This window comes from Candidatus Palauibacter sp. (genome assembly GCF_965216145.1).
Lineage (GTDB): Bacteria > Gemmatimonadota > Gemmatimonadetes > Palauibacterales > Palauibacteraceae > Palauibacter.
Window position 1 is genome coordinate 2,096,800 of record NZ_OZ244149.1, and the last position, 22,933, is coordinate 2,119,732.

Consider the following 22,933-nt stretch of genomic DNA (forward strand, 5'->3'; position numbering starts at 1 on the left):
TCTCCTCGGTGTGGTCCGTGCGCGCCGCGGCGGCGGCGGCGGTCTCTTCCATCCCCTACTTGGCGACAGCGGGCCCGGGGCGACCGTTGCTCCCGGAAATCTCCTCGCGGCGCCGGACGACCTCGTCGATGATCCCGTACTCCAGGGCCTCCTCGGGGGACATGAACCGGTCGCGATCGACATCATCCGCGATCCGCTCGAACTCCTGCCCCGTGTGCTTCGCGAGAATCCGGTTCAGCCGCTCGCGGGCGTCGAGGATCTCCCTCGCCTGAATCTCGATGTCGGCCGCCGTCCCGTACGACCCGCCCGATGGCTGGTGGATCATGATGCGCGCGTTCGGCAGCGACCGTCGCCGCCCCGGCGTACCGGCGGCGAGCAGGAACGCGCCCATCGAGGCCGCCATGCCCATGCAGATCGTTGCCACCGGCGAATTCAGGAACTGCATCGTATCGTAGATGGCCAGCCCGGCCTGAACGTTACCGCCCGGCGAGTTGATGTAGACGTTGATCTCCCGCTCGGGGTTGTCGGCCTCGAGGAAGAGGAGCTGGGCGATCACGACGGTCGCGACCTCGTCGCTGATCGGCGAGCCCATGAAGACGATCCGGTCCATGAGCAGGCGCGAGAAGATGTCGTAGGTGCGCTCCCCGCGGCTCGACCGTTCGATGACGTACGGTGCGAATATCGGCATGTGCCCAGTCAGTCCCTTGGTTGTTCCGCCCGATCAGCTCACATCCGAACGGTCGATGAGAAACCGGAACGCCCTCTCGATGGCGAACCGCCGGCGCAGGGGGTCGAGTTGTTTCTCCCTCGCGAGCTCCCGCCGGATCTCCAGCAGGCTCCTGCCCCTCGCCTCCCCCAACTCGGACAGGCGCTCGTCGAACTCCTCGCTCGACAGATCGAGCCCCTGATCCTCGATCAGCCGCTCCAGAACCAGATCCCGCTTGACCTGACGCTCCACGGCGGGCGCCACGGATCTGCGGGCGCCCTCGATCCGGTCGGGGTCGGCTCCCTCCGGCACTTCGATCACACGGTCAAGATAATGCGACACGAGACTTGGGGGCACCTCGAACGCGTTGGCCTCGATGACCGCGTCGAGCAGCTTCTCGCCCACCTCCTCGTCGGCCTCGCGTTCTCCCCGCGCCCGCAGCTCCTTCCCGACCGCCTCGCGCAGTTCCTCCAGCGTGGTGAAGTCCCCCACCCCGCTCGCGAACGCGTCGTCGAGTTCCGGCAGCAGACTGGCTTGCACGTCGTCGAGACGGACGCACAGCGAGCGGGTGGTTCCGGCCAGTTCGCTCGAGCCGAAGTCCTCCGGGTAGGTGACCGTGAACGTCCCTTCCTCCCCCGGCGCGAGCGTGAAGATCGCCGCTTCGACATCGGGAATCGCGTATCCCGCCCCGAGCTCGAAGCGGTACGGCTTCTCCGGCGCGTCGCCGCCGCCTTCATCGCGGATCGCCACGGATACCACATCCCCGTTCCCGGGCGCGCGATCCGCTGGCCGCAGCACCGCATGCTCCTTGCGGAACCGCTCGATGACGGTGTCGATGTCGGCGTCCGCGACCTCGACTGCGGGACGCTCCACGCGGAAGCCCCCGGTCCGGGCGAGTTCGATCTTCGGCAGCACCTCCACATCGATCCGGAAGGAGAGCCGCTCTCCCGGGCGGTAGTCGACCTCGCTCACGACGGGCTCGCCCACGGTCGACAGTTCGTGCTGTCGGACCGCCTCCCGGAACCCGCGATTCACGAGCGCGTCGATCGTGCGCTCGTCGATCCGGGGGCCGTAGCGCTCCTCGACGATGCGGACGGGGACCTTGCCCTTCCGGAATCCCTTGATGCGAGTGGTCTTCCGGACCCTCGCCGCCTCGCGGCGCCGGGCCGCGGCCACCTGCGAGGGTGCGACCGTGACCTCGAGACGGCGCAGGTAATCGTTCTCCCGCGTGATCGCGACGTCGAACGGATCCGTCGCGGCGGCGCGTGTGTCGGCTGCGTTCAAGGGCGGTATGGCTCCGGCTCCGCGTCCCCGGACGGGCGAACGGTTCGTTTTGAGGTGCGAAAGGGGGGATTCGAACCCCCACGGCCATGGGCCACCAGCTCCTAAGGCTGGCGCGTCTGCCAGTTCCGCCACTTTCGCGCGCGGCGCCGGGCATTCGGACCCGGCGCCCGATGCGGCGGGAATGTCGGGACGGATCAGAACGGGGGCAAGCAACGGCGCGCCGCCGCTGCCGGCCCCCGCGCCGCGTCCCGGCTCAGCGTTCGGGGATCACGATGCTCCGGATCCCCTCCTGCCGGCCCGTCCGCGTCCGGAAGTTGAACCGCACGCTCAGCGCATCGCCCGGGCGCAGTCCGGACACGATCCGGTCGTAGTCGGCCCGTCCCTGGATCTCCTCGCCGTTGATGTCGAGGATGACGTCGCCCGCCGGGATCCTGCCGAGCCCCCGGCCCACGGCCCCCCGTGGGTTCCCGCCCACGATCACGATGCTCCCCGTGCCGGGCGTCACCGCGTACTCCCGACGCTCCGCGCCCGAGAGTTCCCCGACTTCCTTCACCTCGAGTCCAAGCTGGTCACCGGTCTCCGGCGCGGTCTCCGGTCGCACCGCGAGCGGCGGAGGCGAGTCTTCGTCCGCGGAGATCAGCCGCACCTCCGCCGACTCGCGCTGGAGGGTGGAGCGGCGGACGATGTCCAGCCTCACCGTCTCTCCCGGCTCGAAGCCGCGGATACGGCGCTGCAACTCCGACACGCCGCCGACCGCTTCACCGGCGACCCCCACGATCACATCACCCTTCTCCAACCCGCCGAGCCGCGCCGGACTGTCGTCGAACGAGAAGTTCTGGATCAACGCGCCCTCGACCCGCTCGAGCCCGTAGTACTCGGCATCGGCCGCGTTGACGTCCGTGATCCCCACGCCGATCAGGGCCCGTCGGACCTCGCCGAACTCGATCAGATCGTCGACGACCTCGCGCGCCAGTTCGATCGGCACCGCGAAGCCGTACCCCTCATAGCTTCCCGTTGACGAAACGATCGCCGTGTTGATCCCTATCACCTCGCCCGCCACGTTCACCAGCGGTCCGCCGGAGTTGCCGCGGTTGATGACCGCGTCCGTCTGGATGAAGTCCTCGATCGCGAGACGGTTCTGCACGCGGAGGATGTCGATGTTGCGGCCCTTGGCCGAGACGATCCCCGCCGTGACGGTCGTCAGCAACGGGGTCCGCGCCTGCCGGAATCCGGGACTGCCGATCGCCAGCACCCATTCGCCGACCGCCGTCGCGTCGCTGGAACCGATGGGCAGCACGGTCAGGTCATCGGCCTCCACGCGCAGCAGGGCGACGTCGGTCTGGGGGTCCCGCCCGACGACTTCCACCGCGTCGAAGCGCCGGCCATCCTGGAGTTCCACGTCGACCTGGTCCGCGTCCGCGACGACGTGATTGTTCGTGACCACGTACCCGTCGTCGGAGACGATGAAACCGGACCCGCTCCAGACTTCGCGTCGTGTGCGCGGCCCTTCCTCCTGCTCCTCGGGATCCGGCTCGAAACCCGGCGGCAGGAAGGGATTGAACGATGGCACCTGCCGTTCTCCCGTCACGTAGAGCGTGACGACGGCCGGCGAGACCCGTTCCGCCACCTCGGCGAAGCCGTTCTCCATCGTCGGGTCGGCGGCGGCCGGCGCTCCGATGACCCAGCCGGCGTCCGTGTCCTCCGCCGCGATCGAGATCGGCGTCAGACTCAGCGCCGAGGCCAGCCCCAGGCCGAAGGCGAACGCGATCGCCGTCGCGACCAGCAGGTTCAGTCGAGTACGCAATGAATCGCTCATCCGCTTCATCTTTTTCCCCTCCCGGCCCGGCCATGTCCGCGCGCCCGGGCCCTATGTCGAACAACAGGCATTGTAGCGTTCCAATCCGTCTCCCTCCAAGGACCACGCCCGGTCGGCTGAGGTCACCGGGGGGACGGCGGGGCATAGGATGAACGGGCGCGACCCGGGGTTGCCCGCGAAGGGCCGCCCCGGGTCGCGCCCGGAAGGGTCGCTCGGGCGGCGCTACTTCTCGTCCTCCGAATCCTCGACGATTTCGTAGTCCGCCTCCACGACCTCCTCCTCACCGGCGTCCTCGACCTCGACTCCGGGATCCGCGCCGTCGGCGTCCGCGCCCGGCATGTCGCCCGGTCCGGCGCCCTCTCCCATGCCGGCGGCGGCGTACATCTTCTGGGCGGCCGCCCCCACCGCCTCCTGGATCGCCGTCGTGGCCGCCACCACTTCGTCGTGATCGTCCTGCTTGAGCGCGGCGCGGCCCCGCTCCAGCGTCGTCTCGATCGTGGTCCTGTCCTCGTCGTTGATCGACTCCTTCCAGTCCTCGAGGTTCTTCTCGGTCTGGTAAACGAGCGAATCGAGCCGGTTCCGCGCCTCGACGGACTCGCGCCGCTCCTGGTCCTCCGAGGCGTGCGACTCGGCTTCTCGCACCATGCGCTCGATCTCGGCGTCGGAGAGCCCCGACGAGGCCTCGATGCGGATCTTCTGCTCCTTCCCGGTCGCCTTGTCCTGAGCGCTCACGTGGAGGATGCCGTTCGCATCGATGTCGAAGGTGACCTCGACCTGCGGCACGCCCCGCGGCGCGGGCGGGATGCCCGTGAGCTGGAAGCGGCCGATCGTCTTGTTGTCCAGCGCCATCTTCCGCTCGCCCTGGAGGACGTGGATGTCCACGGTGTTCTGGTTGTCTTCCGCGGTCGAGAAGATCTCCGACTTCTTGGTCGGAATCGTCGTGTTGCGTTCGATGAGCGAAGTCATGACCCCGCCCAGCGTCTCGATCCCGAGCGAAAGCGGCGTGACGTCGAGGAGCAGAACGTCCTTCACGTCGCCGCCGAGGACGCCGCCCTGGATCGCGGCGCCGATGCCCACGACCTCGTCCGGGTTCACGCCCTTGTGCGGGTCCTGCTTGAAGAAGTCCTTGACGACCTCCTGGATCTTCGGGATCCGCGTCGAACCGCCGACCAGGATGACCTCGTCGATCTCGTCCACCGAGAGTCCCGCGTCGGCGAGCGCCTTCTCCATGGGCGGGATCGTGCGCTGGATGAGGTCGTCCACCAGCTGTTCGAACTTCGCCCGCGTGAGCGCGAGGTTGAGGTGCTTGGGCCCCGTCTGGTCCGCCGTGATGAAGGGCAGGTTGATGTCGGTCTGCATCGTCGAGCTGAGCTCGATCTTCGCCTTCTCGGCCGCTTCCTTGAGGCGCTGAAGCGCCATCGGGTCCGCCGAGAGATCGATCCCCTGGTCCTTCCGGAACTCATCCACGAGCCAGTTGATGAGGCGCTGGTCGAAGTCGTCCCCACCCAGGTGCGTGTCGCCGTTCGTGGCTTTCACCTCGAACACGCCGTCGCCGAGTTCGAGGATCGAGATGTCGTAGGTGCCGCCGCCGAGGTCGAACACGGCGATCTTCTCGTCCGCCTTCTTGTCCAGCCCGTACGCGAGCGCCGCCGCGGTGGGCTCATTGATGATGCGCCGCACCGTGAGACCGGAGACCCGGCCCGCGTCCTTCGTCGCCTGCCGCTGCGCGTCGTTGAAGTAGGCGGGGACCGTGATCACGGCCTCCGTGACCTCCTGGCCGAGGTAGTCTTCCGCCGTCTGCTTCATCTTCTGGAGGACCATGGCCGACAGTTCGGGCGGGGTGAAGGTCCGGCTCGCGTGCGGGATGCGGACCTGCACGCGGTCCTGGCTGTCGCCCTGGATGTCGTACGTGATGAGTTTCATCTCCTCGCCGACTTCGGACCGCTTGCGGCCCATGAAGCGCTTGATCGAGGCGACGGTGTTGCGAGGGTTCGTGACGGCCTGCCGCTTGGCGACCTGCCCTACGAGACGCTCTCCCTCCTTCGTGAAGGCGACCACCGAGGGCGTCGTGCGCGCGCCCTCCGCGCTCGGAATGACGACGGGGTCTCCACCTTCCATTACGGCGACGACCGAGTTCGTCGTCCCGAGATCGATGCCGATGATCTTGCCCATTGTTTGTCCTTTGGGTTGTCCCTTGAGTTGTCCCTGATCCGCTGTTTCGCATCCGGTCGGAATCGAGCGGCCCGCGGGCCGACCTCCGGCCGCGCCCGCCGAACGGGGGATGGGATCGCAAGCCCCGTGCCCGCCGTGGACCGGCGGCGGGCTCCGAAACGGCCGACTGTCCCGACAAAATGGCACGGCCATGTGCTCTGGGGCGGTGCAATCCGCCAAATTGGCAGCCCTCCGAGGGCCGTGGCGCGTCGAACGTCGCGGGATATGTTTCTCGGGTCCCGTCATCCCCAACCGTCAGCCGCCGGAGGGCGCCGATGCCCGTGCATCGCCACGCACCCCAAGCCGTTCCCGCCGCGCGGGGTCGTGGGTGGCGGCGGGGCCTCCCGGTCGGCGTCGCGCTCTGCCTCTGTCTGGCGGGTCTCCCGGAGTTTCTGGCCGCCCAGGGCCTCGAGGGGGTCGGGGGGCCGATCGACGAACCGTTCCTGTCGCGTCTGCTGCGGGGCCTGCTCGGCCTCGCCTTCCTGCTCACGACCGTGTGGGCCTGTTCGGCGCATCGCAGGTCGATCCGGTGGCCGCTGGTCGCGAAGGGGCTCGGGCTCCAGATCGTATTCGCCCTCCTCGTCCTCAAGACCGGGCTCGGCCGCGGCTTCTTCGGCGGGGTCAACGACGTGTTCGTGGCGCTCATCGGATACACGAATGCCGGTTCCCGCTTCCTCTTCGGGTCGCTCGTGGACTTTGCGACTCCGGTGGAGGGGGGCGCCGGCGGCCTCGTGAACATCGGGGCGACCTTCGCCTTCAGCGTCCTGCCCACGATCATCTTCTTCTCGTCCCTCATGGCCCTCGCCTATCACCTCGGGCTCATGCAGCGCGTCGTGCGGCGCGTCGCGTGGGCGATGCAGCGCACCCTCGGGACGAGCGGCGCGGAGACCACTTCGGCCGCCGGCAACATCTTCGTCGGCCAGACGGAGGCGCCGCTGCTCATCCGCCCGTTCGTGGACCGCATGACGAAGTCGGAACTCAACACGGTCATGACGGGAGGCTTCGCGACCGTGGCGGGCGGGGCGCTTGCCGCGTACGTGGCGATGCTCGTGGGGGTGTTCCCGGACATCGCGGGCCACCTGCTCGCGGCCAGCATCATGGCCGCGCCGGGCGGGATCGTGGTCAGCAAGATGCTCATGCCCGAGACGGACGAACCCGTGACCCGGGGTACGCTGGACATCGCCCTGCCACGGACGCACGCGAACGTGATCGACGCGGCGGCCGGCGGGGCGGGGGACGGGCTCAAACTCGCCCTCAACGTGGGGGCGATGCTGCTCGCGTTCCTCGCCCTCATCGCGCTGGGCAACGGCCTTCTCGGCTGGGTGACGGGCCTGTTCGGGGTGGAGGGGATCACGCTCGAACGGATCTTCGGCTGGGTCTTCGCCCCGGTGGCGTGGATGATCGGCGTGCCCTGGGTCGACGCGGTCGAGGTCGGGACGCTGTTCGGCGTGAAGATGGTCGCCAACGAGTTCCTCGCGTTCACGAACCTCGGGGCGGGCCTCGCCGGCGACCTTCAGCTCTCCAACAAGTCGCTCATCATCTGCACGTACGCGCTCACCGGGTTCGCGAACTTCAGCTCGATCGCGATCCAGATCGGCGGCATCGGCGGCATCGCCCCCTCCCGCCGCGCCGACCTGTCGAAGCTCGGCCTGCGGGCCATGCTCGGCGGGACGGCCGCCACGTGGATGACCGCGACGCTGGCCGGAGTCCTCGCGTGACCGGACCCGACGCGATCCAGGCGCAGGTGGAGATGGCGGCGGCCGCGCTGCGGAGGCGGATCGAAGCGCGGCTCGGCGGCGAGACGCCGGGGGTCGCGATCACGATGGGTTCCGGGCTCGGCGGCCTCGGCGCGGAGATCGAGGATCCCGTGCGGGTGCCGTACGAGGAGCTGCCCGGCTGGCCCCGTCCCACGGTGATCGGGCACGCCGGCCATGCGCTCGTCGGGATGCTCGGCGGTCGGCCCGTGCTCGGCCTCAGCGGGCGGGTGCACCTCTACGAAGGCGGGCCGCCCGCGCGGGTCGCCTTCTACGTCCGGGTCGCGGCGGCCCTGGGCATCCCGACCCTCTTCCTCTCCAACGCGGCCGGCGCGATCCGGGCGGGCTGGCACCCCGGCGAGCTGATGCTGATCTCCGACCACCTGAACCTGACCGGCACGAGCCCGCTCATCGGGCCCGTGGTGGGGGCCGAGAGCCGATTCCCCGATCTGACCTTCGCTTACGACCGCGAGCTACGGGCAATCGTCCGCGGGGCCGCGGCCGAGTTGGACCACCCGCTTCACGAGGGCGTCTACGCCGCGATGCACGGCCCCGCCTTCGAGACCCCCGCCGAGATCCGCATGCTGCGGACGCTGGGCGCGGACGCCGTCGGCATGTCGACGGTCCCGGAGGTGATCGCCGCGCGGGCGCTCGGTATCCACTGCGTCGCGGTCTCCTGCCTCACGAACTACGCGGCGGGGGTCCTCGACGAACCGCTGAATCACGAGGAAGTACTGGAGACGACCAAGCTCGCCCAGGCCGGCTTCCAGCGCCTCGTCGCCGAGTCGATCCGCCGGTTCCCGTCGCAGCGGGAGCGGCACTCCAGGAACGAGACGGCACCCCTGGGTGCGGCGGTTCGATCACACGAGCCGGAAGACGGATGTAAGATTTCGCCCCCCCGCGGCATCTAATTATTAACCCTTGCTGGTCCACATCGGAGCCCACGTCATGCCGCCACGCACCGAAGGCCGATCTTCTCAGGATTCCGCCATTCTCGGTAACGCCCAGGTCCACGCGTTTTTCTGCGGCGTCTTGGAACTCGAAGGACTCTGAACTCCGAAACCGCTTCGGCCCCTGGCGGTCAGACAAGATCGAAGCGGTCGAGGTTCACAGGACACCCGTTTCCCAACTTGGTTCATCGCCAAGCTCAGCTTCGGGGGGCGCAATCCCGCTTAACGGGGAGTTCGAGCCGCGCGCGTGACGTTCTGAAAGCGCCTGCCGGCTAACCCCCGGGACTCACGGGCCTTCCCACAGGAGAGTCCGTTCCGCGTCGGAGGCCGGGGCGGTGCGACGGTGGAGTATGCGAGTCCCGCGCGCCCCCTCCCTGGCCGAGCACGCCGCAGCCGTCAAGCGCCGGTTCCCCCGGACTGGATGAGGAGAGACGGATGCATCCGGGATCTGTAGCGCGACAATCAGGATGAGAAGCCAGCGACAATCAGGGTGAGAGAGCCGGAGGTGGTTGTGGCCGGCCCGAAGTTTGGTGTTTTCCCCTTGAACGGAGAGACGCCAAGTGCCGGGCCGACACATCACGGACCACCGGAAGGAGCTCTACATGACGCACCGGAAGAAGGACCGTCCCGCGCTGGCTGCGGCGAGGGCGGGGTTCAGCACGGCGACGGCGTACCGGATCGAAGCGGATCCCGGGCGGTCGTCGGAGAAGAGGAAGCCGAGGGAGCGAAGGCGCCCGGATCCGCTGGCGGGGATCTTCGAGGAGGAGATCGTACCGCTGCTGGAGGCGAGCCCGGGGCTGCGGGCGGTGGCGCTGTACGAGGAGATGATGCGGCGCCATCCGGATCTGCACCCCGGGGTGAGGCGGACGCTTGAGCGGCGGGTGCGGGGCTGGAAGGCGAAGTACGGGCCGGAGCGGGAGATCATCTTCCGGCAGAAGCACGAGCCGGGGCGGCGGGGCCTGTCGGACTTCACCGACGCCGGGGCGCTGGGGGTGAGCATCGCCGGTGAGCCGCTGGTGCACAAGCTGTACCACTTCCGGCTGGAGTACTCGGGGTTCTGCCATGTGGCGGCGGTGCTGGGCGGGGAGAGCTACGTGGCGCTGGCCGGGGGGCTGCAGGATGCGCTGTGGGCGCTGGGCGGCGTGCCGAAGGAGCACCGGACGGACAGCCTGTCGGCGGCGTTCCGGAACCTGAAGCGGGAGGCAAGGGAGGATCTGACGGCGCGGTATGAGGCGCTGTTGGATGACTACGACATGAAGGGGAGCCGGAACAACCGGGGCCGGGCCCACGAGAACGGTTCGGTCGAGGGTCCGCACGGACACCTGAAGCGGGCGATCGAGGATGCGCTGCTGCTGAGGGGTTCGCGGGACTTCGAGACGACCGGGGAGTACCGGGCGTTCCTGGGCCAGGTGGTAAGCCGCCGCAACGCCCGCAACCGGGAGCGGATCGACGCGGAGCGGGCGGTGCTGGGGCCGCTGCCGGGGCGGCGCAGCGACGAGTTTGAGGAGACGCTGGTGCGGGTAACGACCACGGGCGGCTTCACGTTGCGCCGCGTGTTCTACACGGTGCCCTCGCGTCTGGTCGGACACCGGCTGCGGGTGCGGCTGTACGACGACCGGCTGGTGGTGTACGCGGGCACGGAGCAACTCATGACGCTGCCGCGGGGCCACGCGGGCCCGGGAGGGCGGCGCGGGCGGGTCGTCAACCACCGGCACGTGCTGCCGTCGCTCAGGCGCAAGCCGATGGCGCTGCTCAACTGGGTCCACCGCGACGGCCTGTTTCCCCGCGGCGCCTACCGCCGCGCCTTCGACGCGCTGCGCGAAGGTCTGAACGACCGCGAGACCTGCCGCCGGATGGTGGACCTGCTCGCCCTGGCCCACGACCACTGCTGCGAAGCCCGGCTGGCGGCCGAGATCGACCGGGGACTCGATGCCGGGGAACTCCCCGATCCGGAGCTCCCGCGCAAGCGCTTCCCGCCGAAGCCGGACGGCATCCCGGATGTCGGCATGGCCCTGCCGCCCGTGGCGGACTACGACGACCTCGGTGCCCCCGCCCCGCACGCCGGAGGACTCTCATGAGCGACCGTTTCGTCGTGGATCCGCCGCAACTCGACCTGCTGCTGAAGCAGCTGCGGCTGCCGACCATGCGCGCGCTGTGGCGTGGCTTCACCGAGCGTGCGGACCGGGAGGGCTGGTCGGCGGCGCGCCTGCTCGCCGCGCTGGCCAGCCAGGAGGTCACCGACCGCGAGCGCCGGCGCTTCGAGCGGCACCGGGCCGAGGCGAAGCTGCCGCCGGGCAAGACGCTCGACAACTTCGACTTCACCCTCGTGCCCGCGGTGTCGAAGGCGCGCGTGGGAGTCCTGGCGAGCGGCGACACCTGGCTCGATGAGGGCGCAAACGTGCTTTTGTTCGGGCCGCCCGGAACGGGCAAGAGCCACTTGGCAGCGGGTCTCGGGCTCAGCCTGGTCGAGAACGGGTTCCGGGTGCTCTACCAGCGCACGGCGAACCTGGTCCAGAAGCTCCAGGCGGCACGCCGGGACCTCGCCCTCGAAGGAGCCATCCGCAAGCTCTACAAGTACCATCTGCTCGTCCTCGACGACTTCTCCTACGTGACCTCGGAGAATGCGGAGACCAGTGTGCTCTTCGAACTCATCGGCGCCCGCTACGAGAACCGCTCGCTCCTGGTGATCGCCAACGAACCCTTCAGCGCCTGGGGCAGGATCTTCGGCGGCGACGCCATGACCCTTGCCGCCGTCGACCGCCTCGTCCACCGCTCCCACATCTTCGAACTCAACGTCGAGAGCTACAGACGCCGGGCGGCCATCGCGGCCAGGCGGGCAGAGGCGGGGGAGCCGGCGGACGGGACGCAAGCGGGAGGACCGGAATCGGGCTGACGCGGCCACGAAAACGCTTCGATGTCTGTCGAAAGACCGGCACGGGGCCCGATGATGCGGCTCTGAACGGCGCCCAGAGCCGTCCAATGGCGCATCAACGAAGCTTCGAACCCCTCCGGATCGCCCAAGCCGGGGCGAAACCGCCCGGTTCCGGGCAATCCCGGCCGCAAACGGCCCGAGGATCCGCCCGCAGAGACCGCCGAACAGGCTTCACCCTACCCTTACCCCTCAAAGAATCCGCGCTCCACCGCCCCGCCACCCCGCGCCCTCTTGCCCCGCGTCCCCGAAACCGCCTACATCCTCGCACTCGTAGCGTCGCGACCCCTCGTTCTCACCTTGATTGTCGCAACGTTCTCATCCTGATTGTCGCTGGACAGGGATCGCTTCATGTAAGGTCTCGCCCACTTGTGGCATATAGAAAGTATGGGCCGTCCTCCATCCGCGCGGAGTGCACGCCGCGAAGGGGGTACAGGTGCTCACTGCCTGCGGCCCTGCGTACGGAGGAAATCGCCATGATCCTTGTGGTCGCGGAGACGGCCCGGAGCGCTGGAGAGGTGTCCCGCCATGTGGGCCCCGATGCCCGCGTGGCGGCCTCGGTTCGAGAGCTTGGCAGTATCGATGGAGAGGTCGAGGCGGTGGTCATTGCGTGCCGCGGCCCAATCGGGCCCGAGCGGATCGAGCTGTTGGCGAGGCTCGAGCGCGAGCGCCCGTGGATGCCGGTGGTTCTCGTCGCCGATCCCGATCCGGAGTTGGCCAGACGACTGCTTCGCGTGAGTGTGGCGGCAGTGGTCTGGTTCACGGAAGTGCGGACGCGCCTTCGACTCCGTCTGGATGCCGTATGCGCGACACGGGGCATCGAGAGCCTGGCGGGTGCGTTCGAGCGCTCGCCGCTGCCTCCCGCTCTCCGGAAGGCCCTCGTTCATGCCGTGCGGCAGGCCGCCGACCGACCGGTCCGCGACGTGCGGGAACTGGCCCGGGACGTGGGCTGCGCGCCCGTCACGCTGTTCAAGCAGTTCGGAGCGCGAGCGGACGGCGCGACGACGCCGAGCGCCTTCCTCCGCGCTCTCTCGGTTCTCAGGGTGCATGAGCTTCGCCGGTCGGGTTCAAGCTGGAAGCGCGTGGCTCGCCGCACGGAGATCGGCCGGGCCACCATAGCCCGGCGGGTGCGAGAATGGCCGGGCTGCAGGCCCGTGGAGCTTGCGCGCATGGCCCCGGACCAGCTCTTCGCCGCATTCACGGCGGAGCACGTCCGGCCGATCCTGCCTGCCGAATCGGACGGAGTATCCACTCTCGACCAAAAGCATTCGGATTGAGCAAAACTGATACACCATATCCGTAGTCGTAGTCCGTTGGGGAACCCAGTTTATAGTGGCGAAGTCGTTGAGTTCAGGATTCCCAAAAGCGGAGTGAAGCATGCGGGGGTCTCGGGTCCAGGATCTGGTCATGTGGTCTGCCGTTACATGCGCCCTCGCGCCGAGCTGCGGTGGCGCAAGAGACGCCCAGGACGGCATCTCCGATGACCGGCGGACAGGTGCGGGGAGCGTGGTACCAACGGGGCAGGCGGCACCCGAAATCGAGTTCACCGAGCGAGCCGCCATCGCTCTCCCCGAAGATCGCCTGCTCAGCGGCGCAGCGCTCTCCCCTTCGGGCGACCTGGTCGTCGCCTGGTTCGCCGAAACCCCCGGCGTCCGCGTATACCGCGGATCCGCTTCGAGGGACATCCTCGCTGCCGAGGTGGGGCGCGCGATAGGCGTTCAGTTCCTGAACGAGAAAGATCTGGAAATCGTGGATGCCGCGAGCGGTGAGGTGGTCGCCACCGACACCGCGGGTGTCGCACATTCTCGGTGCCGCCTGCCGGGTTCGCGCGAGGCCGGCGCGGCGGCGTGGACAGCCACCGGGTGGATCGTCACGATTTCCGGTTCCGATTCGACACCGTCCCACCTGCAACTGCCAGAGGGCAACGGCACCTGGACGCCGGATTCAGCCTACGCGAGGACTCTTGTACTGGCGGGGACCGGGCGAGAAGCCCTCGTGTGGCAAGGCTTCAGTCCCTTTCGCGTGTGGCGTATCGGGAACGGCACTGATTGGACAACCACGGAGCTTCAGCGGGTCAGTCCGGACTGGTTTGCCGATGGTGTGGCCCAATCCTTGCGGATGGATCCGGGCATCTGGAGTTCGACCTCGATCGTCGCCGTCGGACCTGGATACGTCCAAACGCTGGCGCACCGCGGGACCGACGAGCGGCTCCTGCTCCGGTTCGACTCCCGTGGTCGATTCCTGAAGTACACGGTCGTGGATGCCCCCTTCGGGATCCTTGCCGGTGCCGCGGATGCCCCTTTAGTCCTCGCGATACGCACGTTGAACACCACCGAACTCGTGAAGTACTCTTGGGAGAGCGTCCCAGAGTCTACCCGAAGCAAAGGAGAGAGACAATGAAGATCGTGCGAATCCTAATGATGGGCCTCGGCCTCGCCATCTTCGCCGGAGTAGCGTCCGCCGAACCCGTGGGCGCGCAATGCTGGGACTGTCAGTATGGCCATTTTCCCGACAGCCCGTGCGCCAACTGCACGGCTGGCCAATCAGGGTTCGGCTGGGAGAACTGCGGCACGCCAGCGTGCGGGGATTGCCGTCTGGGGGGACGGCCCTGCATGGTTTTTGGGATGCTCGACGGGCGCGCGGCACCCGACGAACAGTTGGAATCGCCAGTCTACACGGCCCCGACCGAGCTACAAGCACTCAGCGCGGCGTACGGATCGACCGACCCGATCGAGGCCCGTCGGCGGGCAGGCGAGATTAGGCGATCATGCGATGGAGGAATCATATCAAGAACGTATACGGTGGCCGAAGTGAATGCGATACGAAGAGAGACAGCGCAACTCCGGCTGTAAGCTTAGGGGGCGGCAACATGCTTGAGACGCACAGACGTGTCATCAGTCGTGTGATACCTGGGTTGGTGTTCGCGTGCGGCATCCATCTGGCGTCCGGCCCGGTGCTGGGCCAGGCGCCGGAATGGTCCCTTCGGCTGGGCGTCGCGATTGGGAGCGTGGACGACCCGGTCTATGGCTTGTCAACGGTGCGCGACGTGCTAGCGGACGCCGACTACGTGTACGTCCTGCTCGGTCAGGAGGGGAGAGTCAGGGTCTTCACGCGAGCCGGGGAGTTCGTTCGAGATCTCGGCGGCCGAGGTGAGGGCCCAGGGGAGTTGATGACTCCGTCGTCGATGGGCTGGCGCGGGTCACGGCTGTGGGTGGCCGATGTTGAATTGCGGAGGTTCACGCTCTTCGATGTGGCGACCGGCGAGGCCGAAACAATCCCGTATGACGTGGACGCTCCGCTGGCCTCCCACTTCTTGAGCGTGGTGCCCAGAGCTATTCTTGCCAACGGGGGGCTGGTCGGATCCCCGACCTACTCGGGGACCAGGGTCGTCGCTCGGGGGGGGATTTGGCACTTGCCGCTGCTCGTTTCCGACACTATGGGCACCTTGCGCGACACGCTGGCCCTGCTTTCCCTCGGAGGCGGACCCGTCGAAATCAGGGCTGGACTCGCGCCCAACGCGAGACAGCAGCTGATGCATTCGCTGCCGGATGACGACCGGATAACCTTCGCGCCCGACGGTTCGGCCGCGGTTCGGGTCAAGCGCAGGAGCTGGGACGGTTCGGGGTTGGCGGAGTTCGAGGTGGCGAGAATCGGCGTTCGGGGTGACACACTGCTTCAACGTCGCATCGGCTATGAGCCTCGTCGAGTTCCAGAGGGTTTCTTCGCTGACGAGATCAGCCGAAAGCTGGATTGGCAAGCCATTGTTGATCGCAGAGCTTATGTAAGGGCTCTCCGCGAGTTCTACGAGCAACGCCGGTATTTTCCGCCGGTGACCACCGTTCGCGCGGGGAGCGACGGTACGACGTGGTTGGCCGGCCCGGATGACGGACATGAGCGAGTGTGGCTGGTGCTGGATGGCGCGGGATCGTCCATCGGCCGGTTTCGGCTTCCGACCACCTCGCAAGTGTCCTACGCAAACCGGGCCGAGGTCTGGGTCGTGGAGAAGGACGCGCTCGACATCCCGTACGTGGTGCGCTACGACATCGTGCCGTAGCGCACCGCGTGGGCTTGCCTCGCAGTCAGGTCAGATCGTAGCGGTCGAGGTTCATCACCTTCTTCCAGGCAGCCACGAAGTCGCGCACGAACGCTTCCTGCCCGTCGTCGCAGGCGTAGACTTCCGCGAGGGCCCGGAGTTCGGAGTTCGAACCGAACGCCAGGTCCACCTCCGTCGCCGTCCACCTGATGTCGCCGCCGGCCGCGTCCCGGCCTTCGAAGGCGCCATCGGAGGACGCCCGCCACTCGGTGCTCATGTCGAGCAGGGTCACGAAGAAGTCGTTCGTCAGCGCTTCCGGCCGGTCCGTGAATACGCCGTGCGCGGACTGCCCGGTGTTCGCGTTCAGGACGCGCATCCCGCCCACCAGTGCCGTCATCTCGGGCGCGGTCAGGGTGAGCAGGCAGGCCCGCTCCACGAGTTGCTCTGCCGCTGAGGCTCCGTTTCCGGCCTTTACGTAGTTGCGGAATCCGTCGGCGACGGGCTCGAGGACGGCGAACGATTCCGGGTCCGTCCACTCCTCGGACGCGTCCGTGCGCCCGGGAGCGAAGGGGACCTGCACGTCGTGCCCGGCAGCGCGCGCAGCCTGCTCGACGCCCGCGCACCCGGCGAGGACGATGAGGTCGGCGAGGGAGATCCGCATGCCGCCGGTCTGCGCGGCGTTGAACGCCTCCTGTATCCCTTCCAGCGTGTGCAGCACGTTCGCCAGCTCGGCGGGGTCGTTCACCTCCCAGTCCTTCTGCGGCGCGAGGCGGACGCGTGCTCCGTTCGCACCACCGCGCTTGTCGGTGCCGCGGAACGACGACGCCGATGCCCACGCGGTCGAAACCAGCCGGGAAACGGACACGCCCGAGGCGAGGACCCTGGCCTTGAGGTCCGCGATGTCCTGCTCGTCGATCAACTCATGGTCGACGTCGGGCACAGGGTCCTGCCACAACTGCGGCTCTGCGGGGACCAGCGGTCCGAGATACCTGTCGCGCGGCCCCATGTCGCGGTGGAGCAGCTTGAACCACGCCTTCGCGAAGGCGTCTTCGAGGTCCGCCGGATTCTCGAGGAAGCGCTTCGCGATCGGGGCGTAGGCGGGGTCCATGCGCAGCGAGAGGTCCGTCGTGAGCATCATGGGGGCGTGCTTCCTGGACGGATCGTGTGCATCCGGCACGGTGGCCGCATGGGCTGCGTTGACCGGCGTGTACTGCGACTTGCCGGCGGGGCTCTTCGTCAGCTCCCACTCGTGATCGTGCAGGTTCTCCATGAAGTTGTTGTCCCACCGTGTGGGGTGGGTGGTCCAGGCGCCCTCCAGGCCGCTGGTGATCGTGTCGCCGGCCTTGCCGCTGCCGTGACCGCTTCGCCAGCCGAAGCCCTGTGCGTCCACACCGGCGCCCTCCGGTTCGGGACCGACGTGGGACTCGGGCCCGGCGCCATGCGCCTTGCCGAAGGTGTGGCCGCCGGCGATGAGCGCGACCGTCTCCTCATCGTTCATCGCCATGCGGGCGAAGGTGGTGCGAATGAAATTCGCGGCCGCCGCGGGGTCCGGCTCTCCGCCCGGCCCCTCCGGGTTCACGTAGATCAGACCCATGTGGTCGGCGCCGAGCCCTTCCTGGAGCTCCCCGTCGTCATCGTGACGTTCGTCCCCGAGCCACTCGGTCTCGGAACCCCAGTCCGTCTCGTCGGCCTCCCACACGTCGGGGCGGCCGAAGCCGAACCCGAACGTCCTGAACCCCATCGACTCCAGGGCGCAGTTGCCGGCGAAGATGATGAGGTCGGCCCACGAGAGGTCGCGGCCGTACTTCTGCTTGACCGGCCACAGCAGGCGACGCGCCTTGTCCAGGTTTCCGTTGTCGGGCCAGCTGTTCAGGGGCGCGAAGCGCTGGTGGCCCGAGCCGCCGCCGCCGCGGCCGTCAGTGATGCGGTACGTGCCCGCGGCGTGCCACGTCATGCGGATGAAGAGCGGCCCGTAGTGGCCGTAGTCGGCCGGCCACCAGTCCCGGGAGGTCGTCATCACCCGCTCGACGTCCTTCTTCAACTCGGCAACGTCGACGTTCCTGAACGCCTCGGCGTAGTCGAAGTCCCCGCCCATCGGGTCCGAGGCGGGAGAGCCCTGCCGAAGGGGCTTCAGGTTCAGCTGGTTCGGCCACCAGGTCTCGTTCGTCGTCATGGGGTTCTCCGGATGGTCAATCGTCAGGTCGTGATCCGTCACGGTAGCGGGGCGCAGGCTGGAGGCTGCGGAATAAGGCAGCGCCCGGCCGCGTGCAAGGGCGTCTGCTTGAGACTAGCCACAGCTTCGGCCCGCAGGCGGCCGAACGTCAAGGAGCCGTCCGCGCCTCGTAGCGCTCGACCTCGATCTGGTCCTCCCGCGCCCGGGCCCGGGCCACGTCGAAGGCGGCCTGAAGTCGAATCCAGGTTCCCGTCGTGGAACCGAAGGCCTTCGCGAGCCGCACCGCCATGTCCGTCGAGATGCGCGCGTGGCCGTTGACGAGGTTGGAGAGCGCCTGCCGGCTCACGCCGAGCACTCGCGCGCCTTCCGTCACGCTGAGGCCGAGGGGTTCCAGGCAGGATACGCGAACCACCTTGCCGGGATGCGGTGGGCTCTTCATCGGCATCGGGTTCTCCGTTCATCAATGGTAATCCCTTGAGGGCGTGCAGCCGATACCCGGGAAGGCGCATGGCTTCCGGGGAGTCGGCGACATCGAGTTGGGCCAGAATCACCTCCACCCTGTCGCGCAGGGAAGGAGCGATAAGGCTGCGGTCGTCGCGCTCACAGAAGCGCTTCAGCCCCCGATGCCGAAAGCTCCGTATCATCGACCGTAGTGTAAAGTGTCTAGTGACACTAGGCCAATCCATCCAGGGTGTGCATTCGCTTGGGCTCGACGTCCGCACGATATTCTGCCGACGCTCGTCTTCCAGCGATCATCGGAAACCATGGACGATTCATGACCAGAGCGAGGCCACGCGGGATCCCGCCGGACGGGGCCCCTTCGTACTCCCGTCGACTCCGGCCCGGGACGGATGCCGACGTGGTCCCCATGCGCGCGCGCAACGCGGGGGTGCCGCTCGACATCGATCGGGTCCGGGCTCAGGCCGCCAACCGGAGTGCGATCGAGCGTCGGGCCGCCACGCTGGGGAAGCGCCGCAGCATTAAGAAGGAGTGGCAGGCCGCCTGGCTCCTCCGCGCCGTGACGATGATCGACCTCACGACGCTGGCCGGCGACGACACCCCGGGGAGGGTGGCTCGCCTCGCCGCGAAGGCCCGCCAGCCCGTGCGTCCCGACCTCCTGCGCGCGCTGGGGGCGGAAGATCTCGGCCTGCGCGTGGCCTCGCTCTGCGTCTACCCAACGATGGTGCCGGCGGCCTTGGAGGCGCTCTCGGGCACGGACATCCCGGTGTGCGCGGTCGCCGCCGGCTTCCCCGCCGGGCTCACGCCGTTCGCGCAGCGCGTCGACGAGATCCACGAGGCCGTCGAGGCCGGGGCCCGCGAGATCGACATCGTCATCACCCGCCGCCACGTGCTCACGGGCGACTGGCAAGCGCTGTACGACGAGGTCCGCGCCTTCCGCGAGGCGTGCGGCGAGGCGCACCTGAAGACGATCCTCGCCACGGGGGAACTCGGCAGCCTGCGCAACGTCGCCCGCGCGAGCTGGACCTGCATGATGGCCGGGGCCGACTTCATCAAGACCTCGACCGGCAAGGAGAAGGTCAACGCGACGCTCCCGGTCGGGCTCGTGATGGCGCGCGCGATCCGGGCCTACCGGCAGCTTTCCGGCTTCCATGTGGGCCTGAAGCCGGCCGGCGGCGTAGGGAAGGCCAGGCAGGCGTTGGAGTGGCTGATTCTCGTGAAGGAAGACTTGGGTGGGGCATGGCTCGACCGGTCGCTGTTCCGCTTCGGCGCGAGTTCGCTGCTCGCGGACATCGAACGCCAGCTGGAGCACCAGGCGACGGGACGGTATTCCGCGTACCACCGGCACCCGCTGGGATGAGGTCGGGATGAGAGGGGGTTGAGGACGATGACCAGGATCGCGCCGAAGGTCGCGGAACTGTTCGAGACGATGGAGTACGGTCCGGCCCCGGAGGCCGCGGACGAGGCGCGTGCGTGGATCGCCGAACGAGGTCCCCGCTTCGGCCACTACATCGGCGGGGCCTGGTGCGAGCCCGCGGAGGGGGAGTTTTTCGCGACCCTCGATCCGAGCAACGAGGAGCAACTGGGGGAGGTCGCCCAGGGCGGCCCCGCCGATGTCGATCGCGCGGTGGCGGCGGCGCGGGCGGCTCAGGCTGCATGGAGGGACCTCGGGGGACACGGACGCGCACGCTACCTGTACGCGATCGCGCGCCACGTGCAGAAGCACGCCCGGCACTTCGCCACGCTCGAGACGCTCGACAACGGGAAGCCGATCCGGGAGTCGCGGGACATCGACATCCCCCTCGTCGCGCGACACTTCTATCACCACGCGGGCTGGGCCCAGCTCATGGAGTCGGAACTGGCCGGCTACGAGCCGCTGGGGGTCGCGGGCCAGATCATCCCCTGGAACTTCCCGCTTCTCATGCTGGCGTGGAAGATCGCGCCCGCCCTCGCCACCGGGAACACCGTCGTCCTCAAGCCGGCCGAGTTCACCTCGTTGACCGCCCTTCGTTTCGCGGAACTCTGCCGGGAGATCGAACTGCCGCCTGGCGTCGTGAACATCGTCACCGGCGACGGCCGGACGGGGGCGGCGATCGTCGAGCACCCGGACGTCGACAAGATCGCCTTCACCGGCTCGACGGAGGTCGGGCGCATCATCCGGGAGACGACGGCGGGGACCGGCAAGAAGATCTCGCTCGAGCTGGGAGGGAAGTCGCCGTTCGTCGTGTTCGACGACGCGGATCTCGACAGCGTGGTCGAGGGCGTGGTGGACGCCATCTGGTTCAACCAGGGGGAGGTGTGTTGCGCCGGCTCGAGGATCCTCGCGCACGAGGGGATCGCCGATGCGCTCGCCGACCGCCTGCGCGCCCGCATGGAGACGCTCCGCATGGGCGATCCGCTCGACAAGGGCGTCGACATCGGGGCGATCATCGCGCCCGTCCAACTGAAGAAGATCGAATCGCTGGTCGAGGAGGGGCGGGAGGAGGGGGCCACGATCTGGCAGCCGTCGTGGAGCGCCCCCAGGAGCGGCTGGTTCTATCCGCCCACGCTTTGCACCGACGTGTCGCCGGCCGCGACGATCGCGCAGGTGGAGATCTTCGGCCCGGTCGTCGTCCAGATGACCTTCCGAACTCCCGCGGAGGCGGTCGCGCTCGCCAACAACACGCGCTACGGCCTCGCGGCGAGCGTGTGGACCGAGAACGTGAACCTCGCCCTCGACATCGCCTCGCAGATTAAGGCCGGAACCGTGTGGATCAACTGCACGAACGCCTTCGACGCGGCGTCCGGGTTCGGCGGCTACCGGGAGAGCGGGTTCGGCCGCGAGGGCGGTCGGGAGGGGCTCCGGGAATACGTCCGCCAGCGTCCGGAGCCCGTGGAGCCGGGCCCCGGGGACGACCCGGTGTCGCTGGGTGTCGGCGATGAGGGGGACTCGGACGAGGGGGCCCCCGGCCGCGCGCCGTCGGCGGCGGTCGACCGGACGGCCAAACTCTACATCGGGGGCCGGCAGGCCCGGCCCGACGGCGGATACAGCCTGAAGGTCATCGACCATCGGGGGCGCGCCGCGGGGGAAGTGGCCCGCGGGAACCGGAAGGACGCCCGTAACGCGGTGGAGGCGGCGCTCGCCACGGAGTGGGCGCGCACGACGGCCCACCTTCGGGCACAGATCCTCTACTACGCGGGCGAAAACCTCGATGCCCGCCGGGCGGCGTTCGAGGATCGGCTGCGCGCGCTCACCGGCTGCGACGCGGAAGCGGCGCGGCGCGAGGTCGAGGCGTCGGTGCGGCGCCTGTTCAGCTACGCGGCGTGGGCGGACAAGTGGGACGGCGCGGTCCACCGTACGCCCTTCCGCAACGTGACCCTCGCCATGCCCGAGCCTCTGGGCGTGATGGCGGTCGTCTGTCCGCCGGAGCCCGCCCTCCTCGGTTTCATCTCCGCCGTGATCCCGCCCGTCTCGCTGGGGAACTCCGTTGTCGCCGTCGCCTCGGAGCGATGGCCCCTGCCGGCCACGGACTTCCAACAGGTGATCGAGACCTCCGATGTGCCGGCAGGCGTCATCAACATCCTCACGGGTCTCGAGGAGGAACTGCTGCCGACCCTCGCCGGCCACGACGCGGTGGACGGGATGTGGTACTTCGGGACGCCGGATGGGGCCGCCGATGTGGAGCGGCGTTCGGCCTCCAACCTCAAGCGCACGTGGGTGAGCGCGGGTCGGGGGCGGGACTGGTTCGGGGCCGGGGCCGAAGGGCGCGAGTTCCTCCGTCACGCCTCGCAGATCAAGAACATCTGGGTCCCTTACGGAGAATAGGAGTCGTCTACGGGTCGGCCCAGTGATCGAGGGGGCCGCGGCCGGAGCCGAGACCCGGCGCCCGGGCGATGGCGGCGTGCGTGAAGGCGAGTCCCCGCTCGATCGCCGGCTCGAGCGCGATGCCCAAGGCCAGCCCCGCCGTGATCGCGGCCGAGAGCGTGCAGCCGGTTCCGTGGGTTTCCGTCGTCGGAACGCGGGGGGTCCGCCACACCCGCTCGCCTTCTCCGTTCCGGAACAGGTCCACCACCTCATCACCCGCCAGGTGCCCGCCCTTGACCAGCACGGCACCCGCTCCCCGCGCGAGGATGGCCCGGGCCGCCGCGGACATGTCCGCTTCGGTCCTGACAGGTCGTCCCGCGAGGATCTCGGCCTCGGGCAGGTTGGGTGTGACGAGAGCGGCGAGGGGCAGGAGTTCGTCCAGAATGGCATCGACGGCGGCAGGGTAGAGGAGCCGGTCGCCGCTCGTGGCCACCATCACCGGGTCGACGACCAGCGGTGCTTCGAGACCGTGCAGGCCCGCGACGACGGCCCGCACGATGTCCGCGTTGGCGAGCATTCCCGTCTTCGCGGCCGCCGGTGGCAGATCCGCCCGCACCGATTCGATCTGGCGCCGTACGATCGGCGGGTCGAGCGCCTGTACCGCCTGAACCCCGACCGTGTTCTGCGCGGTCACGGCAGTCACCGCACTCGTCCCGAACACGCCGAACGTGTGGAAGGTCTTGAGATCGGCCTGGATCCCGGCTCCGCCCCCCGAGTCGCTCCCCGCGATCGTGAGTGCGGTCGCCCGCGCTGGCTTCTTCGGCATCACGTATC

16 protein-coding genes, 1 tRNA gene and 1 pseudogene are annotated in these 22,933 nt (G+C 68.6%); 9 read left to right on the top strand and 9 right to left on the bottom strand.

The features are described 5' to 3' along the window. Positions 1-55 precede the first annotated feature (55 nt). The 5 genes from ACOOHF_RS09195 to dnaK all read right to left on the bottom strand — a co-directional run bounded on the left by ACOOHF_RS09195 (position 56) and on the right by dnaK (position 5,978). Positions 56-688 carry an ATP-dependent Clp protease proteolytic subunit gene (locus ACOOHF_RS09195; protein ID WP_419934712.1) on the bottom strand — a complete coding sequence of 211 codons (633 nt, stop codon included), beginning with the start codon at positions 686-688 and terminating at the stop codon, positions 56-58. Positions 689-721: 33 nt separating this feature from the next. Further along, positions 722-1,990 carry a trigger factor gene (gene tig / locus ACOOHF_RS09200; RefSeq protein WP_420464285.1) on the bottom strand — a complete coding sequence of 423 codons (1,269 nt, stop codon included), beginning with the start codon at positions 1,988-1,990 and terminating at the stop codon, positions 722-724. Between the two features lie 55 nt (positions 1,991-2,045). Next, positions 2,046-2,128 (bottom strand) — tRNA-Leu (locus ACOOHF_RS09205). Positions 2,129-2,243: 115 nt separating this feature from the next. Then, positions 2,244-3,815, bottom strand: coding sequence for a trypsin-like peptidase domain-containing protein (locus ACOOHF_RS09210; RefSeq protein ID WP_420464286.1), 1,572 nt, complete (start codon positions 3,813-3,815; stop codon positions 2,244-2,246). Between the two features lie 213 nt (positions 3,816-4,028). Beyond that, entirely contained in the window at positions 4,029-5,978 is a 1,950-nt protein-coding gene (gene dnaK, locus ACOOHF_RS09215; protein ID WP_419934715.1) for a molecular chaperone DnaK, read from the bottom strand. A gap of 314 nt (positions 5,979-6,292) precedes the next feature. On the opposite strand from dnaK, the gene ACOOHF_RS09220 reads away from it, so the two are divergent. The 7 genes from ACOOHF_RS09220 (at position 6,293) to ACOOHF_RS09250 (ending at position 15,704) form a co-directional block, all read left to right on the top strand. Then, positions 6,293-7,735, top strand: a complete 1,443-nt coding sequence (locus ACOOHF_RS09220; RefSeq protein WP_420464287.1) for a NupC/NupG family nucleoside CNT transporter — start codon at positions 6,293-6,295, stop codon at positions 7,733-7,735. Continuing rightward, entirely contained in the window at positions 7,732-8,682 is a 951-nt protein-coding gene (locus tag ACOOHF_RS09225) for a purine-nucleoside phosphorylase (RefSeq protein ID WP_420464288.1), read from the top strand. Before ACOOHF_RS09220 ends, ACOOHF_RS09225 begins: the two co-directional genes overlap by 4 nt. A 599-nt stretch (positions 8,683-9,281) precedes the next feature. Further along, positions 9,282-10,799 (top strand): IS21 family transposase, encoded by a 1,518-nt coding sequence (gene istA, locus ACOOHF_RS09230; RefSeq protein WP_420464289.1) that lies wholly within the window; start codon positions 9,282-9,284, stop codon positions 10,797-10,799. Then, a complete protein-coding gene (istB, locus tag ACOOHF_RS09235; RefSeq protein ID WP_420464290.1) occupies positions 10,796-11,614 on the top strand; it encodes an IS21-like element helper ATPase IstB in 819 nt (272 codons plus the stop codon). The genes istA and istB overlap by 4 nt, the downstream gene beginning before the upstream one ends. A 512-nt stretch (positions 11,615-12,126) precedes the next feature. After that, complete coding sequence (locus ACOOHF_RS09240; protein WP_420464291.1) at positions 12,127-12,927, top strand: hypothetical protein; 801 nt, start codon at positions 12,127-12,129, stop codon at positions 12,925-12,927. Positions 12,928-13,027: 100 nt separating this feature from the next. Further along, on the top strand, positions 13,028-14,050 hold the full coding sequence (locus tag ACOOHF_RS09245) for a hypothetical protein (RefSeq protein ID WP_420464292.1): 1,023 nt from the start codon (positions 13,028-13,030) through the stop codon (positions 14,048-14,050). A 367-nt stretch (positions 14,051-14,417) separates the two neighbouring features. Further along, positions 14,418-15,704: a hypothetical protein gene (locus ACOOHF_RS09250; RefSeq protein WP_420464293.1), complete on the top strand. Its 1,287-nt coding sequence runs from the start codon at positions 14,418-14,420 to the stop codon at positions 15,702-15,704. A gap of 25 nt (positions 15,705-15,729) precedes the next feature. Here ACOOHF_RS09250 and katG read toward each other — a convergent pair whose 3' ends face one another. The 3 genes and pseudogenes from katG to ACOOHF_RS09265 form a co-directional block, all read right to left on the bottom strand. Beyond that, positions 15,730-17,898, bottom strand: a complete 2,169-nt coding sequence (gene katG / locus ACOOHF_RS09255; RefSeq protein WP_420464294.1) for a catalase/peroxidase HPI — start codon at positions 17,896-17,898, stop codon at positions 15,730-15,732. A gap of 106 nt (positions 17,899-18,004) precedes the next feature. Beyond that, the gene (locus tag ACOOHF_RS09260) at positions 18,005-18,295 is read right to left on the bottom strand and encodes a HigA family addiction module antitoxin (RefSeq protein WP_419934722.1); all 291 of its coding nucleotides are present in this window, start codon (positions 18,293-18,295) and stop codon (positions 18,005-18,007) included. A 43-nt stretch (positions 18,296-18,338) separates the two neighbouring features. Further along, positions 18,339-18,542 (bottom strand): annotated as a pseudogene (locus ACOOHF_RS09265) (type II toxin-antitoxin system RelE/ParE family toxin); the annotation flags it as partial. 182 nt (positions 18,543-18,724) lie between these two features. Here ACOOHF_RS09265 and deoC point away from each other — a divergent pair. Both deoC and ACOOHF_RS09275 read left to right on the top strand, forming a co-directional pair. Beyond that, positions 18,725-19,675 (top strand): deoxyribose-phosphate aldolase, encoded by a 951-nt coding sequence (gene deoC, locus ACOOHF_RS09270; protein WP_420464353.1) that lies wholly within the window; start codon positions 18,725-18,727, stop codon positions 19,673-19,675. Between the two features lie 27 nt (positions 19,676-19,702). Continuing rightward, entirely contained in the window at positions 19,703-22,120 is a 2,418-nt protein-coding gene (locus ACOOHF_RS09275) for an aldehyde dehydrogenase family protein (RefSeq protein ID WP_420464295.1), read from the top strand. 7 nt (positions 22,121-22,127) lie between these two features. Here the strand turns inward: ACOOHF_RS09275 and thiD are convergent, their stop codons facing one another. Continuing rightward, positions 22,128-22,925, bottom strand: coding sequence for a bifunctional hydroxymethylpyrimidine kinase/phosphomethylpyrimidine kinase (gene thiD / locus ACOOHF_RS09280; RefSeq protein WP_419934725.1), 798 nt, complete (start codon positions 22,923-22,925; stop codon positions 22,128-22,130). Between the last annotated feature and the right edge of the window lie 8 nt (positions 22,926-22,933).